Source organism: Nostoc sp. ChiVER01 (assembly GCF_034531155.1).
Classification (GTDB): domain Bacteria; phylum Cyanobacteriota; class Cyanobacteriia; order Cyanobacteriales; family Nostocaceae; genus Nostoc.
This window is the reverse complement of the sequence record NZ_JAVRBS010000005.1, coordinates 202,354-221,372: the sequence shown is the minus strand read 5'-3', so window position 1 is coordinate 221,372 and position 19,019 is coordinate 202,354. Positions and strand designations below refer to the sequence as shown.

Annotated in this window: 13 protein-coding genes; 4 read left to right on the top strand and 9 right to left on the bottom strand. The window is 41.2% G+C overall.

Annotation, left to right across the window (positions count from 1 at the left end):
* Window positions 1-92 precede the first annotated feature (92 nt).
* From RMY00_RS09475 to RMY00_RS09455, 5 genes are all read right to left on the bottom strand, one after another.
* Entirely contained in the window at window positions 93-305 is a 213-nt protein-coding gene (locus RMY00_RS09475) for a DUF2555 domain-containing protein (protein ID WP_100897932.1), read from the bottom strand.
* A gap of 155 nt (window positions 306-460) precedes the next feature.
* Window positions 461-1,063 (bottom strand): alpha/beta hydrolase, encoded by a 603-nt coding sequence (locus RMY00_RS09470; protein WP_322647385.1) that lies wholly within the window; start codon window positions 1,061-1,063, stop codon window positions 461-463.
* A 441-nt stretch (window positions 1,064-1,504) separates the two neighbouring features.
* Entirely contained in the window at window positions 1,505-5,461 is a 3,957-nt protein-coding gene (locus RMY00_RS09465) for a helicase-related protein (RefSeq protein WP_322647289.1), read from the bottom strand.
* Entirely contained in the window at window positions 5,461-8,661 is a 3,201-nt protein-coding gene (locus tag RMY00_RS09460; RefSeq protein WP_322647288.1) for a hypothetical protein, read from the bottom strand. Before RMY00_RS09460 ends, RMY00_RS09465 begins: the two co-directional genes overlap by 1 nt.
* Before the next feature lie 465 nt (window positions 8,662-9,126).
* Window positions 9,127-9,705 (bottom strand): Uma2 family endonuclease, encoded by a 579-nt coding sequence (locus tag RMY00_RS09455; RefSeq protein WP_322647287.1) that lies wholly within the window; start codon window positions 9,703-9,705, stop codon window positions 9,127-9,129.
* A 229-nt stretch (window positions 9,706-9,934) separates the two neighbouring features.
* On the opposite strand from RMY00_RS09455, the gene purH reads away from it, so the two are divergent.
* Window positions 9,935-11,455 (top strand): bifunctional phosphoribosylaminoimidazolecarboxamide formyltransferase/IMP cyclohydrolase, encoded by a 1,521-nt coding sequence (purH, locus tag RMY00_RS09450; RefSeq protein ID WP_322647286.1) that lies wholly within the window; start codon window positions 9,935-9,937, stop codon window positions 11,453-11,455.
* A 558-nt stretch (window positions 11,456-12,013) separates the two neighbouring features.
* Window positions 12,014-12,622 (top strand): HD domain-containing protein, encoded by a 609-nt coding sequence (locus tag RMY00_RS09445; protein ID WP_322647285.1) that lies wholly within the window; start codon window positions 12,014-12,016, stop codon window positions 12,620-12,622.
* Here the strand turns inward: RMY00_RS09445 and RMY00_RS09440 are convergent.
* Together RMY00_RS09440 and RMY00_RS09435 are read right to left on the bottom strand one after the other, a co-directional pair.
* Window positions 12,619-13,347 carry a biotin/lipoate A/B protein ligase family protein gene (locus tag RMY00_RS09440; RefSeq protein ID WP_322647284.1) on the bottom strand — a complete coding sequence of 243 codons (729 nt, stop codon included), beginning with the start codon at window positions 13,345-13,347 and terminating at the stop codon, window positions 12,619-12,621. The two genes, RMY00_RS09445 and RMY00_RS09440, sit on opposite strands and share 4 nt — an antisense overlap.
* A gap of 79 nt (window positions 13,348-13,426) precedes the next feature.
* Complete coding sequence (locus RMY00_RS09435) at window positions 13,427-13,906, bottom strand: YbjN domain-containing protein (RefSeq protein ID WP_322647283.1); 480 nt, start codon at window positions 13,904-13,906, stop codon at window positions 13,427-13,429.
* Between the two features lie 235 nt (window positions 13,907-14,141).
* Here RMY00_RS09435 and RMY00_RS09430 point away from each other — a divergent pair, with 235 nt between their 5' ends.
* Window positions 14,142-14,339 carry a fluoride efflux transporter FluC gene (locus RMY00_RS09430; RefSeq protein ID WP_322647282.1) on the top strand — a complete coding sequence of 66 codons (198 nt, stop codon included), beginning with the start codon at window positions 14,142-14,144 and terminating at the stop codon, window positions 14,337-14,339.
* Between the two features lie 635 nt (window positions 14,340-14,974).
* Here the strand turns inward: RMY00_RS09430 and RMY00_RS09425 are convergent.
* Window positions 14,975-15,925 (bottom strand): MoxR family ATPase, encoded by a 951-nt coding sequence (locus RMY00_RS09425; RefSeq protein WP_322647281.1) that lies wholly within the window; start codon window positions 15,923-15,925, stop codon window positions 14,975-14,977.
* 56 nt (window positions 15,926-15,981) lie between these two features.
* The gene (locus RMY00_RS09420; protein ID WP_322647280.1) at window positions 15,982-17,076 is read right to left on the bottom strand and encodes a DUF4350 domain-containing protein; all 1,095 of its coding nucleotides are present in this window, start codon (window positions 17,074-17,076) and stop codon (window positions 15,982-15,984) included.
* A gap of 336 nt (window positions 17,077-17,412) precedes the next feature.
* Between RMY00_RS09420 and RMY00_RS09415 the strand changes: the two genes are divergently transcribed.
* On the top strand, window positions 17,413-18,984 hold the full coding sequence (locus RMY00_RS09415) for an adenosine deaminase (protein ID WP_322647279.1): 1,572 nt from the start codon (window positions 17,413-17,415) through the stop codon (window positions 18,982-18,984).
* Window positions 18,985-19,019 lie beyond the last annotated feature (35 nt).

Genomic DNA, 19,019 nt, shown 5'->3' with positions numbered 1-19,019 from the left:
CTCAAAGCAACCAGGTAATACATTAACCCTGATAATCTTCGATTTTAGCCAGTTGACCCAATCTAAAATCTAAAATCTAAAATCCAAAATTGTTACGCTTCATCGTAAGGTTCCAAGTCTAAGAGGTAGATATAGGGTTCAACTAACTCTGGACGCTGAAATGCGATCGCTCGCAATAAATGCCAATCATTTAAACCCTCAAAAGCATTACTATAATTATCTAGCTCCAGACGTGTAGCCAGTTCTTCTACTTCTGCCACAGTCATGGCAGCAATTTCTTTCCTGGAAATGCTTAGAGTTGTCATAATGCTTGCCCCTCCCTTATGCAGCACTCGCCTTCAGCATGGGTTAAGTTGCGCTCTTTTGCAGCCACCCAATATATATTACTCATTAGAAGTCATTAATTTCGTGAAAATTGTCAGAATTTGTACCATAATTTATAAAAAATTCGTAATCCTGACTAAGCAATTGTATTTACAACGAAATTTCGTAGCACCTCTAACGTTTGTGGATTTATTTCATGCCCCATATCAAATTCGTGGTATTCTACCGCCACTTTTAGAGACTTGAGGGTTTCTTGTGCCTTCAAAGCAGCTTGCAGGGGCACAACTTCATCATATCTCCCATGAGTGATTAAAGTCGGCGGAATCCCTTTTTGATCTGCCGTTACTGCATCAGGATGTAAATACCCACTCATGACAGCCAAACCTGCTAAAGGCAATTTTGAACCGACATCTAAAGTCATTGCCCCGCCTTGAGAAAACCCACTTAAAATGGTGCGTGACAAAGGTACGCCAGTGGTACTTTCTAAAGATTGCAAAAAATCTATTAGCAGTTGCCGACTTTCTGGCAATCCTTGATACATATTCTCCACCCGTAGGTCATACCATGCCCTCCCTATTGGAGAATAGGGATAAGGATAAGGTGCGTTGGGTAATACAAATTGGTAATCGGGTAAGTTGAGCAAAGGTAACAAAGATGCTACATCCTCAGCATTAGCACCCCAACCATGCAAGGTGACAATCAAGCCGGAGGGGGGTTGAGAATCTCTCTTAACGGTGATAGCTTGTAAAGACAGAGGTTTACTCCTAAAATTATCTTTTTGTACATAGATCCTATCTCTTCAAGTGGACTTAGTATTTAGCAGTATTTGTTGCCTGCCTAAAGAATAAACCTCTTGCATAAATCAAAAAGGAGTGCCAATATTGTTTGTAAACTCCCTCCGGTAAAGAATTACACGCGCGATCGCTTGTTATAATTGCATTGATAAATCGGATGCGAGTTGCTATTTTATACACCTCACAATCCGACCATTTCTTCTTTTCTCTGCTTAGAGTGATAAAGCGCCAATCACAACTAAACAACCACAAAATTGTTTGTGGTTAGTGCCAACCCACTTGAAAGTTGTCCAAAGTGTATCTAACAAAACTGATTTAATTAACCTAGCCCGTAGCTTGGTTGAAGAATTCGACTTTGCGCTAAGTAATTCTTAAAGGTACATTAATTATTTGTTATCTGCTTCATCTTCAAGCAGAATGGTATTTAGAAGATTCAATTCACTGGATGCCATAAAGTAGCGATCGCTAAAAACTGTTTCAAGTTGTGTAAAAATCCGTCTACCTGCCACAGCTACCCAAGGAAATGTGCGATAGTGAGGTACTACAGGTACGATTAAGCCTTGAGGAGTTAGAGAACGTCCTAGCGCACTTCTCCAAGCTTGTGGATCTTGTAATACCTGTTGGCGAGTATCATCTTCTGATTGTTCATCCCAGAAATGGGGATAATCTAGAGGTAAGCCAATAACTATGTTTTTAGTTTTTAATGCTTGACGTGTGGAAGATTCAATCACAAATCCCTCTTGTTCCCGACTCAATAGTTTATACAGTTCGTTGGCAGGACGTTTGAGTTTTGAGGGAAATTTGAACTTCTTGCTTTCGGCAATTTCTTTCAGCGATCCTAAAAGACGACTGCTATTTTGTTTAACATCAGCTTTCCATGCTTCAAAGCTAAATATTTCTTCAGTTTGGCGATCGCTCCAATCTTCTATCCAGAAAGGGCCTATACAAGTTAGACTATCTGGTATGTGTAGCTCGTCATTATCTAAAGTTGGTAATAATCGGCTCGAAATCCTAGAGACAGTTTTAACCAAAGCTTGTAAGGTTTGATAATTTGCATAGGACTTAGCATTTTTCTCTAATGATTGACCTCTCAAGTCAAAATGTTTAAAGATGTTTGCAGTTAACTGCTCCGCCCTTTTCACAATTGCTTTTGCTTCTTGAGGATGACTATCGCTGATAAAAATTTTGGCTTCACGCAAGAAATCTAAGACATCATCAGACATTAAACGCAGCAATTCCTCATCCCCAACAGAACCAACTGGGACAAATGCAATTCGGTTTTTATTAAGTCCTGCGTCACCTTTGATGCGGGTGTGAATTGTCGAGCGCAACATTACTAGCAAAGTCAATAAATCGCTGGATTGACGCAACCATAGTCTTTTAGGGTCAATATCCTCTCTTTCAATGATGAAATCATTGATGAGCATAACTAACCGTCTATCTTTGTCATCTCCAGAAATTTCCATTCCGGTTTCTGGATCTGTATACATTCCTCGACCACGGTAAATTAATTGTGCAATTTCCATTAAAGCGGCTTCAATATTAAATCGGGGAATTGCAGCTATAATCCAATCTGTTTTTGGGAAAGAAACACCTCTTGCGCCTGAAGAAGTCATGAGAAAAACTCGGACTTCATCTCGTCGTGGCGGCTTGACTAATTTCAATCGCCGATCGGGTGATACACTTTGATCCAAAACCTCCACCTGTTCTCTGTTTACCAGAGCTTCTTTACCAGTGGTCAATTTTTCCTGCAACTGACGTAGAAAAGCTTTATCCTGAGCAAAGAAAATTAACTGCTCTGCTCCCTGCTTTAACCCAGCCTTGATTTCTAAGTAGGCATTTGTTAGCGATTCCTCTTCTGATTTTTCTCGAATTGCTTGTCTAATTGTCTGCTCCGTGCCGTCGCTGTTTTGACCTGGTTTAATGGGTGACAGCCTAATACTGTAGTCAATACTGAGTTTACTGGCGGGATAGCTATTTGTCATGACGTGTAGCGTTGGGTGTCTTTTGGGGCCAATTTTGGTATAAGTACCTGTCACCCGAAACGGTGCTTCACCTCGACTTTGACTTATTAGAACTTTATCAGGAGCGCGATCGCCTGAGTTCAAAAAGCTATCCAACACAACTTCATTGCTGAGTGAGGCATCAGCAAGAATCAGCACAATTTTAAACGGCGATTGATTTGTATCAAACGGTTTAATAAATTGCTGTTCCAACCATTCTGCTAACTTACGGACAAAGGGCGCTCCTGCACCATCACCAGCGAGTTCATCTACCATCACAACTATAGTGGGAATTCGGGCTGCAAATTCTGAACGTTCCTTTTTTCCGGGCTTGGTATCAGCTTTTTTTGCAAACAAATTGTTAAAGGCATTAACTGTGGTTGATTGGTCGTTAAGCGTCCGATAACCTTGGATAGCAGCAGTCATCACCAGTTGATTAACCTTGGGATTAGCTTTTAGCAATATCCGGGCTGACTTTGCTATCGTACCCAATACACCAGGAGTGTAAAGCGATTCTACGCTGTAATCCCTTTCGTTAAGGCGGCGTTTGAACCGAGTCGAGCCGACTATATTGCAATCAATATCATGTTCTTGTTCTGGGGTGAGAAAGAAGATATGCTCATCAGGACGTGTGAGTTTTTCGATACCATCGACAACAACACCACTATCGATCAAGCGATGTGGAAAGTTGTTTTCCTGAACCTGTTGTTTATACCATTCGGGAGTTGCAACAATCAAATTTTTATTGCTGGTGATGGTTAATATCCCAGTGGGCTGCTGATTTTCTCTAGCAAGTTTGTCGGTGACATCTCGATTAATGACAACTCGCGGACTGAGATACAAAAATAAGAAACCTTGAGTCTGCTGCTTGAGAAATTTCATCACAGCAGTAGTTTTACCAATACCTGGATTTCCTTCCAAAGCTAGGACGTTAATTTTACCGACTTGAGCAGAAGTTATACCAGCAAATACTGCTGCCTCGTGTACTTGTCGCAGAGGAATTGTTGCCTTATCGGGATTGATTTCATTGATACAATCGGCAATTCGTGTAACAGGGTTGCCTCCAAAAAACTCAAGTAATGCGTCGTTGTCTTCAATAGATGCGATCGCCTCAGCCTTGCTAATTTCACCCATTGGGTTGTAAAAATCCGTCACATTCTCATGAAAAAGAAAGTGAGAGTATTGACCTAGAGTTGGTTTTTCAGCTAGATGTTGTGCTTGTTCTTTAAAAGCAGACGGTAGTCCTCCCAAGAGTTTCTTGAACACCAAACGAATTTCTGCATCTAGATCGAGTGGCACATCATCATTTGAATGTTTAGTATTACGATATGCTTTTCCCAATGATTGCATTAACTTGGCTCTAGTATCTGGTTCTGGTTCCACACCCCAGAATTGAGCAGCAAGACTTTCCATACCATTGGATGTGACAGCGATCGCTCTAGCATGACAACTTCCTTCTAATCGCTTATGCACGCGCAACAGATGAATCAGGCGATCGGTATAAGATGATGCCTGACACAGCTTAAATAATGGTTTATCTTGACCACTAAATGCTGAAAGAAAATTTTCCAACCTTTTAGAGAGTGAAAATTCTTCACCTTCAACCTCTGCACAAACTCTAGAGAAGACCCCCCGTGATTCAATGTAACGGGCATAGCGACTCATTTCTTCTCTATGAGGTGCTTCTTTTTGAAAATCTGCAAATTTGAGGGGTGCATTATACGAAAATTCCAGGCAGATAATTAAGTTCTCAATTTTTTTGCGTTTTATATCTTTTGGGTGGGAGAAGGCACTTTTCAAGTCTTTAGAGGTTATTACTTCTTCTTCCTCTGTGTTTCTGTGGGAGCTAAATTCGTTAGATAGCCATAAAATAAAATCGGCTCTAGCTGGTTGTCCTCGATTGACTAAGTTCTCGTCTGGTTTTCCTGGTAGTTTGAAAGCTTCTTGAAATGCTTTTGCTGTCTCTTCTTTTTCTTCATCCAGTTGCATTTGCTGACCTGGCAGTGTCAACGGACACCAAATTGCTTCTAGTTTAGGTTGTCTAATTTGACTGTGGTTGAGACACTCACGCATTGCTGTCCAACCTAAACCATAGCCGAGTACCAGCAGATGACGCAGCATTGTTTCCACCCATTCTTTGTTATTGGGATCTGTTATTTTGAATGCTTTCATTAGTTGCTGGGAGACATCTGCATTTTTGTGAGATTGCCAAGGCTGGAGAACAGGATGATTGTTCAACAGTAAGTTTCTGTGAATCAACTGTTGTAAAACACCGCGTTTAACAGCAATTTCAAATACCTGCCCCCAAATAGAGGCTTGTTGTAGAAAAGATGATTCCATTACTTCCTGTGTAGAACTTGAGAAACGTGGGTAAGTACAGCGCGATAATTAAGTAATACCTGTCCTTTGCGACGGGTATGAAGAACTTTGACTTCGCCAGCTTCTTCAACTGTATTAGGCGATATCCAACTAAATGGATCTAGCACTGGGCTAAGTTGACTTCTGTACACACCTCGTTCAGCTTCAATAAAATGCAAGCCCCGTAGTACAGCTAGTAAGCAAGGATGAATACGAGAGTCTGAATCAGGATTAATCAAATGCTGACGAGCGCGTTCAGTCCAGTTAATATTGCTAACTTTTCCATCCGATACTAAGAAATAAATGCAGAAACCAGATTGTAAGCGTTCTTCTGCTTGAATAGCATAAAGTGTGGCAAAAGTATAAACCGGAATTAAATTACGAAAGTAGTCTGCCCTAACGGAGCGCTGAAAATCTGAATGATCTCCAGCTTGCAAAATTTCAAATGCTGCTTCACTGTAACCTCGTTCGCGCAAGCGTGTAGCTGGAAATACATCCCGCACCATTGGGTAAATGTTGATATCAGGAAACGTTTGAAAGACTTCTTCTAAAAATTCTGTAGGTATTAAAGAAGAATTGTAATCTGCGGCTCTATTAAGACGGCGATCGCCATAGGCATGAGCTAATAAAATAATGTGCTGACATCCTTGGGCTTTAAGGTGACGAATTTCTTCTTGAACTAGGCGTTGCGTTTTCAGTTGTTCTAGAGAATCAAGCACATCAGACTGCATCCGTTCTCTTTTGAGTTCATAACCAATAAACGGTTCACTGACAGATGTAGCAATATAACTTTGAGTCAGAAAAAGATAAGCCTTTTCACTATCATTGGGAAAATTTCCCTCGTTACAGGGACGGCTTGCATAAGAAATTAAACCAATCTTGGGAGCTGAATGTGAATCTGGACTACTAATGCAAAGTGGAAACGCAGTTAACAACGCCTTAAAAGTACCAGATTTAATAAAATCTTGGTCTTTTTTGGATTTTTTCACCAGATTATCTAGAATAAGTCCCTGCATTCGGATCGGGGTATCTTCACCTAGTATGGCTTCTAAGGTTTGGGCGGCTGCATAAACGTAAGCATCGCCGCTCTTGTCTTTATCTTCTTCATCTAATTGTTTTCCTGTTTCTTGCAGTCGCAACATTAAAGTTGTAAAGTCAACCGATTTTTCTTTCTGGCCACGTTTTTGCAATCGTGTAATAATCCGCCACAAACAACAGTAAACTAGCACAGCAAAGGCGGTAACTGCGGCTGCATGATACTGCTTATTTTCCTCAGATTCTTTTGTATTTGATCGCCGCTTCACAGTTTCAACATCGTATTCCACTATGATTGCAGCTGATAATGCCCACCCAGCAAATTGAGAAGCATTTGTAGATAGCTCATAAGTCGTCCATTGACGATCTTCTCCCCTCTTCCAAGAACGAGGAACCCAACAAACTTGAAGGAGTTTCTGCGGTAATATACGCTTTGCCCGTAATTGACTAAGTGTATCTTTAGTTTTTAAGTCATATTCCGAAAGCTCGGCAGTAACCTTAACCGAAAATAGAAGTCCTGATGTTGCTGGTTGCTCACAAATTTCAATATGTTTGAACCATTCAACCTTTTCGCTGGAATTTTCTTGTGGCTCTACAAGCAGCTTTCTCACACCCAATGTTGCCCCTTCTAGCCGATCCCAATTAATGATGCTGCTTTTTACACAGATGAATTGTTGTGAGGAGCAATCCTGAACTTGAGATACTACTTTCTGGCTCCTATCGCGCAGTACTCCTTTCAGAGCCTTAGCAATAGAAATCATTGACTCAGAGCGTTCCTGTAATTCTTCTAAAGTCTGGCGAATCGCTTCCTTTCCCTGCGATTTAAAATTTGCTAGGAGTTGATTCACCATATCTGTTAGTGATTCTTTAGTTAGCGGTTCCTCGTCCTTTCTGGGAACGACGACTGCCAAAAAGATCAGTTGAGCTAAACGACGACAAATTTCCCAAGGTTTTTGTAAGGAAGATTCATCATTAATCAGTAAATATTCTCTAATTTGATCGAGTCGTACTTCAAAAGCAGGTTTGCCTAATTCTGGATTTTGCCCATTGACTCGAAAACGATAACTTACTTCACGCTCTACTTGATTTTTAGTCTTTTGCTCGAAAATTTGAGTTTTCCACTCAGGCCAAACAGCTAGACAATAATAAAAGGTCGCTTTGCTAAGTTCATCCGCCAAGTCGAACTCAACTGCACTACCGAAATGAGCCGTTAAATCAACCGTATAGCCTTCTTCTTTAGCAGATTCAACTAGAGTGAGTATTCGATTGACATACTCTACTAAAAGTTGATAATTTGGGTCGTTACTCGATCTGGTATTTTCTGCGATCGCTTCCATAATCCGAAAGCTAATTGTCAATCGGACTCGTGACAATGCTTCGTCGTCTATGAAATTTAAAAAACGCTGGATTTGGCTATCGTATCGATTTTTTTCTTCTTTCAAAGTTGCGATCGATGAACTCACATCATCTTCATCGTTGTCAAGTTCGTTTTCTAAATATTCTGCGGCAGCACTGCACATTTGCTCAAAATAATCAGTATTTTCAACTCGTTCGCTTGCACAAATAACCGTCGCCACAGACTTGTTATCTTTAGTATCTCCAGCTTGAAATGCTAGATGTACGAGGTTGGCAGTATTGGGTATATTTTGGAAAGACGTACCTGCTTTTTTAGCAAGCTGTTTGAGTTGCTTATCAGGGTCATCTAACAGCAATGTGGATAATAAGCTCTCGGAAGGCACAGCAGTATTCAGTGCTTGGTCAATAGCAGCCATTAATCTGTCTATCGCACTCGGTAACTTTGTTGCATTGCCATCACTCAAACAGCCGCCAACGCGCGACCTATTACCGTATGCTGGCATCGATAAGTTTTGAATAAACCCACCGCCAGGAGCAGGTTTCAAAGCTTCTTTAAATTTAGGTTGTGCAAATAGCCGATACATAACGGCTGAAGTACTTATTCTCAGGCGTTTATTTTGCTTTTCATCAAATTCAAACAGCTGCATCCCTCTAGGGTTTAGCTGATTAGTATTTGCCTGATTACCGCTAGGAAGAATAGCTTCAGTAAGCAATTCTATGACTGTAGCGAGGTCAATAGAAGGCTTAAGCGAACGCGGGTCAATTTGAGCGCCAGTACCTTGTGAGGGCATAATTATTTCCTTTGTAATTTTCAGTCTTACGACTGCTTCATCTGCCTGAACTTTACAGTCTCAGCAAATGGACTCTATATTTTTAGTATCTTAAATGTGTCCAATCTGTCAAGATACTTGTATTTTACGTTTATAATATTTTTTTTAAGAACTATTACACAAACAACTCAGTCCTATGTTTATGATTTGCTTGAATAAGAAAACTAATCTATATTAATTATCCTAAAAATCTTAATTTCTATAGTTAATTGAATTTTTCATTTATCTGGAAGTTAAAATAGATGACAAAATTTTTGAAGGAATAACTAACTTAATCGGCATTCAAGAAAAGTGCTGTTACACAAAAAAACTATAAAGTTTGTTTCTTAATGATTAAGTTTTTCTATTTTTGTTATTGCCATTAAATTCAGATTATCAAATTTTTTATTAGCAATACTTTAGATTATTCTGATTCATAATGAAATTTTAGGGGTTTAATCCAGCTTGTTGAAAGATTGCGTGAGGGGTAATTTCCAATTCTGGTAGTAAATCATCAGTAATTATTTGATGAAATCGATAAGTAATCGGTAAGGAAGATGGCGCAAATACAGTTACAGTTCTAGCTTTTGTATCAACCACCCAAACACGAGAAACACCAGCTTTCAGATAATCAGTCGCTTTTTCGGCAATTTCACCAAAAGTTTGACCAGGTGAAATGATTTCGATGACTAATTCAGGTGCGACAGGACAAGCTTCGTCTAATAGCCAATCAGCAGGAAGACGGTTATAAGAAATATAGATCAGATCGGCCACAGGCATCCAATCTTGTTGATTTCGTGTTAGTTTAATTGCCCATTCAATCACAACCCGACCTTTTGCTTGTGCCCATGTAGACAGTAGTATAAATAAAGCACCAGTAGTCGAGCCATGAAAAAATTTTGGTGACATCTCATTATCTTTATATTTGGGTACAGCTTCACCGTTAACAAACTCGTATGTAATATCTCCTTCGGGAAGTGCAAGAAATTCTTCTAGGGTGAGGCGTTGATTAGAAGACTGAACCATAGGTGTTATGTGGGTAAAAGATGCTTACTTTTAGTTTAGGCGATCGCAAATATTAGAGACTAAGCCTACTTATTCCTTATTTCCAGCATTTTCGACAGTTCTGACTCTGAGGGATGTAACCATATAAATTACACAAGTCAATATTATTCCTCATGGTCTTGAAGTGAACCAAGGCTTATGCAAAACTTGAGATCCTTTGCTTCACAGCCTACTTTTAAGGAATCGATCAATGGCGCGTCTAGCCCTGCTGAGTGTATCTAATAAAACTGGTTTAATTGACCTCGCCCGTAGCTTGGTTGAAGAATTCGCCTTTGATTTAATCAGCAGTGGGGGAACAGCCCAAGCACTCAAAGATGCGGGACTCCCTGTCACCAAAGTTGCTGATTATACAGGTTCGCCAGAAATTTTAGGTGGTCGAGTCAAAACCCTACATCCCCGGATTCATGGCGGAATTTTGGCCCGGCGAGATGTTTCCCAAGATATTACAGATTTAGAAAATAACCAAATTCGCCCGATTGATTTAGTGGTGGTGAATCTATATCCTTTTGAGGAAACGATCGCTAAACCAGGGGTAACATTATTAGAAGCGGTTGAACAAATTGATATCGGTGGGCCGGCTATGCTGCGGGCATCATCGAAAAACTTCGCCCATCTGGCTGTATTATGCGATCCAGCACAGTATGGCGAGTATTTACAGGAATTGCGGCAAAATAACGGCGAAGCATCCCTAGAGTTTCGGCAAAAGGCGGCATTAAAAGGATTTTCGCACACTGCTAGTTACGATCGTGCGATCGCATCTTATCTCGCAGAAGCACAGCAGTACACTCTTAGCGGCACACAATTGCAATCTCTGCGTTACGGCGAGAACCCTCATCAACCCGCCACCTGGTATCAAACTGGTACTACTCCAACGGGATGGACAGCCGCGACAAAACTCCAAGGCAAAGAACTTAGTTACAATAACTTAGTTGATTTAGAAGCCGCACGCCGAATTATTGCTGAGTTCACTGATACTCCAGCTGCAACGATAATTAAACATACAAATCCCTGTGGTACGGCATTGGGAAGCAATATTTCCGAAGCTTACCAAAAAGCTTTTAATGCTGATTCTACTTCTGCTTTTGGTGGGATTGTCGCACTCAACCGTGCGATTGATGCGGCTACAGCTAGCGAGTTAACTAAAACATTTTTAGAATGTGTGGTTGCACCAAGTTGTGATGCAGAAGCTCAAGAAATCTTGGCCAAGAAATCCAACGTGCGGGTTTTGACTCTAGCTGATTTGAGCAACGGCCCTAAGAATACAGTAAAAGCGATCGCAGGTGGTTTTCTTGTCCAAGCTAGCGATGACATTATTGCTGACACCAGTCAATGGCAAGTTGTCACTGAACGTCAACCTACTGACAGCGAATTAGCCGAATTGCTGTTTGCGTGGAAAGTTTGCAAACATGTTAAATCTAATGCCATTGTTGTGACAAGCGATCGCACTACAGTAGGAGTAGGTGCTGGTCAAATGAACCGCGTCGGCTCGGTTAAAATTGCCCTAGAACAAGCTGGAGAAAAAGCCAAAGGTGCAATTCTCGCCAGCGATGGATTTTTCCCCTTCGATGATTCTGTGAAAACAGCCGCAGCAGCAGGAATTACAGCCATTGTCCAACCAGGGGGAAGTGTACGCGATAAAGATTCTATCATTGCTGCTAACGAACTGGGTTTAGTGATGGTATTAACTGGTATACGTCACTTTTTACACTAAAACAGTCACCGCAAAATGTACACTTTAGAAAGTGTCACATAAGATGCTTGCTTTCTGATTGAATTAATGATATGTTTTAGTCGTGTGTGAGGAGCAAGTTAAAAGTAAAAAGCGCCTGGGGTGGAAACACGGCAACACTCCCAAGCGCTTTTTAATTTGTCAAAAAATTTCACTCAATATACTTGCCATTTGATAGAAGTAGTGATAATGTTTATTTGTGTGTGAGGAGCAAGTTAAGAATAAAAAATGCCTGGGGTGGAAACACGGCAACACTCCCAGGCATTTTTTAATTTATATATACAAATATAAAAATTGGATTGTAGGTGCAGTTTTGAAAGTGTCACTCAATATACTCGCCTTTTGATAGAAGCAGTGATATTATCTAATTGTGTGAGGAGCAAGTTAAAAATAAAAAGCGTTTGGGGTGGAAACACGGCAACACTCCCAGGCGCTTTTTAATTGGTATGCAAAAAAAAGTCCTTGCAGATTCGCCAGAATTATTGAGATAATCACCTACAGTCCAAAATCTAATCAACCCCACCCCAATAAGAAATCTAGGTGCAAAATAGTCGGCTGACTCAACAAATTCAGTTCATCATTGAGATTGACCAATTGAAACAGGTGATGCGCCAAACCCTACTCACTGATGGGTCACGCCGAGAAAATAGTGCAGAACATTCTTGGCATTTAGCGGTGATGACAAGTGTATTAGCAGAATATGCCCCGGAGGGTGTTGATATATTCCATGCCATCAAAATGCTGCTAATTCACGATTTGGTAGAAATTGATGCAGGTGATACCTTCTGCTACGATGTGCAGGGTAATGACAGCAAGGCAGAACGAGAAGCACAAGCAGCGTTACGCTTATTTGGACTTTTGCCAGCAGATCAAGGTAAGGAGTTGCGTTTACTCTGGGATGAGTTTGAAGCGGGAGAAACAACTACTGCCAAGTTTGCCGCAGCCCTAGACCGTATACAGCCTTTGCTGCACAATCAACAAACTCAGGGCGGGAGTTGGCGCATTCATGGTATTAGGCGCGATCAGGTGATGAAACGAGTAGCGCCAGTAGAAACAGGTGCGCCGGAACTGTGGCCGTTTGTTTTACAACTGATTGATGATTGTGTGACAGCAGGATATCTTAAAGAAACTTCTACTCTCAAGATTTAGGGCTGATGCGCCAAAATTGCTTCCCACTCAGATTGCGAGAGGGGTTTCAACTCTATTTGCATATCAAAACAATCGCTAGCTGCGGCAACTAAAGCTGCAATAATATTTTCCACACTCAGACTTTGAGGCAGTTGTACAGTTGTAAAAGATTCTGCGCCAAATACTTGAGCAAACAGTTCAGCATCGGGTTGCAAACGGATAGAACCATGTTGCAAAATTACCGCACCACGCCGCAGTTGAGCGCTACCAATGAGTTTGGTACTATCTGGCAAAACTAAATCTGCACTGGTAGCAGTACCAAAACAATTAGGGTTATGGATGTAACCTCGCCCTTCTGTACCGTAATGTAATTCTACGTTGAGCGATCGCCACCCTTGAATCAAAAACTCACAAATTTTTTCGTACACTTGGAGGCGACTACCTGTAAATCCAGATGTGACTACAGCGTAAGTTAAATCACCTTGGTGTAACACCGCTCGTCCACCAGTGGGACGCCGCACTAAATCCAGTTTTTGCCCTTGCCAAGTTAAATGTTGCCAATATTCAGGATATTGGCGTTGATGATAGCCGAGAGAAATGGCAGGTGGCGACCAGGTATAAAAGCGCAGAGTTGGCGGGTGCTTTCCCGAATAGTGTTGTTCTAGCAACCATCGGTCAATCGCCATCTGCACATTGCCGTCTGCCTCTAGCAAAGGAATTAGTCGCCAAACCTGATTAGTATGCATCCGATGCAACAGTTACCCCATCTAAAATCCAAGTTGCGCTGAAAGCACACCAAAGGTGCGACCTAAAATCCAAAATTCCTTAAGTTGCACCAAATTCAGATTGTAAAGCTTCATCGTTATTATCAGCGATCGTTGCCACAATGGTAATGAGTCGAGATACTTCGCCTGGAGATAACTCAGCTAAGGTGCGTGTTGATATTACAACCACCTGGTTTTCAATAATACCGAAACGCGCTTCAAATGTACTAGAGCAGTTTAACTCTAAAAGATACCGCATTAACTTAGGTTCATCCTTTGCAGGTAAATTTAGCACCGCAGACCAAACCGTTATGGTGTCTTCATCGGTTGTCCCGTTGAGTTGGACAAATACTTCCACACTTCCGTACTTAAACTTCCAGAGATGACCACCCTCTGGAGTGCGCTTAACCATCGCACTGTCATCTTGTTCCAAAGAATCGATGACATTCTCAATTACCTCCAGATGGTTAATGCTTGCCGTCTCGGCAATTAGCTCATTAATGGATTCGTTACTAGGTACGGTTTCTTGGTAGCTTGTCATAGAGATTTTTTCCTCAACATACTTGCTGTCTTATCTACACATACTTTATAACTTGTGGAGGTAGTTAGTTTTAGCCTCCTTTTGGTCTACTTTCCAAAAGCCTAAAGTGTAGGGGTGCGATCGCGATCGTGAAGTTGCGATCCAAAAGCCTATTTTCAGTGTGTTTCAGGTAACTGTGACACACCATTTTTATTTTTATAATAAACAAACCTTAGCATAGGATAAATAGTAACTAATGTTAGACATAACTAATGTTTTAGCGATCGCGGCAGGTGCGGTTCCTGGGGCGTTATCTTGGTTTCATATTACAGAATGGACAAAAGCTAAATTGGGGACAAAATTTCCCTACGCAACATTTGCTATTAATTTGATTGGATGTTTAGCGATGGGCTTCTTTTTCACGATTTCCCAAGGAATTGGATTTACTTATTAGAACTTGATTTTTAGGTTATTACACCACTTTTTCAACCTATGGGTTTGATACTTTAACTTTATGGCGTAGCAAACGAACCGTTGCCACAGCTTTTTATTGGGCTGGGAGTGCAATTTTAGCTTTGGGAGCAGTGATTGTTGGAGTAGCGATCGCCAAGCTTTTCGTATTGGCTTTTCCGCACATTCTTAATTAACGTGTCTGGCTGTCTATTGATTGCTTATACTATTTCAATTGATGATTGCAACACATTCTTGGTTAAAGACACGATGAATCGCGTCTCTACAAATAGTTTATTTGTTGCATTCTTTTTTCAAATTGGTATTATATTTTGACTCTAGTGGTCAAGAATATTCGCATTATCTCAACTGAACTTCGCTTGATGACGATAACAGGTTTCTGTGGCGCATATAGTACTTTTTCTACCTATGGTTTGGAATCAAAAGGTTTTTTATAAAAAGGAGGTATTACGATGCTATTAATTTATTGGGTTGGCAGTGCGATCGTCGGAATGATTTGCATCCAAATCGGCGTATTCTTAGCAAGAAGAAGCGTTTAAAGGTTAAATAATTATTAATTCATAATTTCTAATTAAAGAGAGGAAACTTAAGTCGCCTCCCTCCTTTCAGGCGTTACTTTTACCTGGGAACTGGTACTTGATTAATTACCGACGCAATTACCGCATCCATTTGTAAACCATCCAGCATCGCTTCTGGTTTCAAAATGAGACGATGACGTAGCAGTGGCGATGCAACTGCTTTAACATCATCTGGTGTTACAAAATCTCTTCCAGCTAACCACGCTAATGCTTGAGATGTCTGCAACCAAGCACCGGCAGCACGAGGCGATGCACCCAAAGTTAAATCAGGATATTGACGCGATGTTCTCACCAACGCCAACAAATAATCAACGATCGCTTCTGATACTTTAACCTCTTTGACTGCTTGTCGTGCTTGCAAAATGTCGGCTACTGTTGCGATTGGTTTCAAACGGCTAATATCCAAACGCCGTGCTGCAAAACCCGCTTGACGATTCAGTAACATTTGCTTTTCGGCAGCTTGATCTGGGTAATCTACTATCAGCTTAAATAAAAATCTGTCTAACTGCGCCTCTGGTAAGGGATAAGTCCCCTCAAATTCTAAAGGATTTTGGGTTGCAATTACCCAAAATAAGTCTGGTAAGGGTAAACTTTCACCATCCAATGTTACCTGCATCTCTTCCATCGCTTCTAGTAGCGCTGCTTGTGTCTTGGGAGGAGTACGGTTGATTTCGTCTGCTAGCAGCACTTCGGTAAATATTGGCCCTTTTTTTAAAGTAAAATTGCGGCTATTCAAATCAAAAATATTTGTACCAGTAATATCTGAAGGTAAGACATCTGGTGTTAGTTGAATTCGACGAAACTCTCCTTGGATTAACTGCGCTAATACTTTTACTAGCAAAGTTTTACCAGTCCCCGGTACTCCTTCTAAAATTACATGTCCACCCGCTAGCAGTCCTACTAAAAGCTGTTGTATTAGGCCCGATTGTCCGACAATTACTTGATTAAGACCTTGACCGAGGCGAATTAAGATAGGATGGGTTTCGCTCATATTTTTTATTGATAAATAACTAACGCAGAAATATTATGCATAATTCCAAAAATTAATTACGAATTACGAATTAATCTAATGTTCCGCCATTTCCCCAACCAGCTTAACAGTTCTCGTTCACTGATAGCTTGTTTACGAGATTGTAGCTTTAAAACTGCATCCAGTTCTGCTGCACTTGCGCCTGTTTTTTCTATCCAGAAATTGATCAAGGCTTCACGTTCTAAAGGTATTTGCCCTAATCCCAAGGCTTTTTGGAGTTGTAGTTGTTCTTGTTTACCTACCATCTCTACAACAAAGTCGGTGGTATCAGCTTTCTGCAAGACTCCTGCTAAAGCTTGGATGTATGCCTCGCTGTTGTCTAAAACTGGTGTATCTAAAGCTACTGGCTTGCCAAAGCGGCGATTCTGCGCCCAAATTAATACTAATAGCAGGATACTTGCTTGTACCAATATTGGAAATACAGGAGTTTTAGCAAAAAAACTAGATAAATCTGCTTCGCTTTCTTTCTTTCTGACATCGGCATCTTTATAGCCGTGGATGTATTCATCAACAAATACTGTGTTACCTTTTTGAGTAACCAAATTGGCTAAATATTTAAAATTACTTAAATAATCTTGGTAGGCGTTGGCGGCTAAATAAGGAGTGGTAGAAAAAATTACTTTTCCCTGCTTGTAACTTTCTTTCCAGACAACAGCACCAAAGCGATCACCTAAATCAACTTGCTTAGAGTTAGCTTTTTTATATCGTCTACGTGTATCAATTTTAATATTACCTTGGGGGGATTTTTGCATAGTGCTAAACTGTGCTTCTGTAACCCGCGCTCCCGCACCTAAAATTACCAAAGTATTTCCTTTTTCTACCCATTCACGCTTTTGACTATCCAGCGTTGTCTGCTTTGGATCGCCGCCTATTTGTAGAAAGGTAATAGGGTTGTTATCTGGCTGAATGTCACTAAAAGGCTTTTGCCAGCGTTTGATAGAAGTTCCCTGTTGTTGCATAAAAGCATACCAAGCACCATAGCCATCAGAGGCGCGGTTATAAGTAGAGCCAGCGCTAATTTTAGTATTATTGGGAGCCGCAAATAAACTAAGTAAAACGATCGCAGCGAGTGCGATCGCTCCCATCCAAGCAAGGCGATTTGAACGTTTCATCTTCGATCACTATAATCACTGTGTTTCAGGATCAGTAGTGTTAATACTTACTTATTTTTCAGGGAAAGTCAAAAATATTATTAATTTTCTTAAATCCTGATTAAAACACCTGTGGTAAAAAACCATACAAGTTATTTTAATTATGCACATTAGAGTATATGCGATCGCACCAAACTGGTAGGTTGCCCTAATTTATTGAGCGGATAAGAAAATTTATTAATACGTATCTATCTTAGGCTATAGTTTATCTAGCTTATAAAGATTGATAGTTGATGGTTTTGAACAGCATGAGAACTCAGATAATTCTGGTCATGTTTTACAAAAAAATAAATCTATATGCATAGACGAGCGCGGTTATCTTTGTTTTTAGGAGTACTAACGAGTTCTAGCTGTTTTATCTTCAGTGTAGTAGCCCAAGTCCCATCTAATTTGCAGCAGTCCTCAACTCGGAGTGAAGCTGAAACTGCTAGTTGGTTTGAAGCCCATCGCGCCCAGCCAGCCGCTTTACGAGCATTTGTACAGCGAATGCCGAAGGGAGGAGATATCCACAGTCATCTAAGCGGGGCTGTATACGCAGAACACTATCTGGAGTGGGCTGCCACTGATGGCTATTGTGTAAATCCACAGGCGGGGACTTTAGTTGAACCTAAGGCTTGCGGTCAGGACAGTAGCTATTTTCCCGCCTCAGAATTGTTAAACCGAACATCTGTTTATGATTCCCTAATAAATCGTTGGTCTACTCGTAACCTCCGATTTGCTGGAAAATCAGGACACGACCAATTTTTTGAGGCTTTTAGTGGTTTTGGGACAATATCAGACTCTACAAGCCGTCGGGATGATATGGTTGCGGAAGTAGCAAATCGGGCAGCATCGCAGCATATTACCTATTTAGAGTTAATGCTTACCGTTCAGGGCAGTGAGGTTCGACAGCTAGGGCGTGAAGTTGGTTGGAATAAAGATTTGCAAGAGATGTACCGTCAATTGCTCAAACGAGGATTAACTGAGCGAGTGACACTCGGCAGCCAGCAACTTGCAGAGTTGGAGCGCGAAGTCTCGAAAACACTCGGTTGCGGCACTCCATTGGCACAGCCTGGATGTGCAGTGACGGTGCGTTATTTGCAGCAAACGACAAGAACAAAGTCGCCCGTTGAAGTGTTTGCTCAGTTAGCTTATGCCTTTGCACTAGCTTCATCTCAAAAGCGGGTAGTTGGCATCAATCTCGTCGCTCCAGAAGACAACCCGATTGCACTGCGCGACTACACCCTGCAAATGCAAATGCTGCAATTTTTAAAACGCCAATATCCCAATGTCAAGGTCGCGCTCCATGCCGGAGAGTTAACTCTGGGTTTGGTTCCGACAGAGGCTTTACGTTTCCATATTCGGCAAGCTGTAGAAGTGGCGCAGGCATCTCGCATCGGACATGGCGTAGATATACTTTTTGAAGAGCGTCCCTTCGAGTTGATGGAGCAAATGCGGCGACGCGGCGTTTTGGTCGAAATCTGCCTGACCAGTAATGAGGTCATTTTGAATGTCCAGGGAGATCAGCATCCTTTTAGGGAGTATTGGAAGGCTGGAGTACCAATGACCCTTGCTTCTGATGATGAAGGAGTTTCCCGCATCGATTTGAGTCATGAGTATTTGTTAGCAGCAACCAGATATGGGCTGGGATATAAAGACCTCAAGCGACTGGCTCGCAATGGCTTAGAATATAGTTTCGCTCCGGGAGATAGTCTCTGGAAGTCGCCTGAGTTTAAGGCAATGGTTTCAGCTTGTGCAAGCGATACCCCTGGTGAAACCTCTGTTTCTCAAGGGTGCAGTGCTTTTTTGCAAAAGAGCGATCGCGCCCGGATTCAATGGCAGCTAGAGTCGGAATTTGCTCGGTTTGAGTCATTGCAGAACTGGCTTTGATTGACTTTCAGCAAAAATGTAAAGCAATCGATTAT

What these genes read in the sequence shown, in the direction of transcription:
- RMY00_RS09455 (WP_322647287.1), bottom strand. Translation starts at nt 9,705, where the DNA reads ATGGTTCAGTCTTCTAATCAACGCCTCACCCTAGAAGAATTTCTTGCA.
- RMY00_RS09420 (WP_322647280.1), bottom strand. Translation starts at nt 17,076, where the DNA reads ATGAAACGTTCAAATCGCCTTGCTTGGATGGGAGCGATCGCACTCGCT.
- purH (WP_322647286.1), top strand. Translation starts at nt 9,935, where the DNA reads ATGGCGCGTCTAGCCCTGCTGAGTGTATCTAATAAAACTGGTTTAATT.
- RMY00_RS09415 (WP_322647279.1), top strand. Translation starts at nt 17,413, where the DNA reads ATGCATAGACGAGCGCGGTTATCTTTGTTTTTAGGAGTACTAACGAGT.
- RMY00_RS09425 (WP_322647281.1), bottom strand. Translation starts at nt 15,925, where the DNA reads ATGAGCGAAACCCATCCTATCTTAATTCGCCTCGGTCAAGGTCTTAAT.
- RMY00_RS09440 (WP_322647284.1), bottom strand. Translation starts at nt 13,347, where the DNA reads ATGCATACTAATCAGGTTTGGCGACTAATTCCTTTGCTAGAGGCAGAC.
- RMY00_RS09435 (WP_322647283.1), bottom strand. Translation starts at nt 13,906, where the DNA reads ATGACAAGCTACCAAGAAACCGTACCTAGTAACGAATCCATTAATGAG.
- RMY00_RS09460 (WP_322647288.1), bottom strand. Translation starts at nt 8,661, where the DNA reads ATGCCCTCACAAGGTACTGGCGCTCAAATTGACCCGCGTTCGCTTAAG.
- RMY00_RS09465 (WP_322647289.1), bottom strand. Translation starts at nt 5,461, where the DNA reads ATGGAATCATCTTTTCTACAACAAGCCTCTATTTGGGGGCAGGTATTT.
- RMY00_RS09430 (WP_322647282.1), top strand. Translation starts at nt 14,142, where the DNA reads ATGTTAGACATAACTAATGTTTTAGCGATCGCGGCAGGTGCGGTTCCT.
- RMY00_RS09475 (WP_100897932.1), bottom strand. Translation starts at nt 305, where the DNA reads ATGACAACTCTAAGCATTTCCAGGAAAGAAATTGCTGCCATGACTGTG.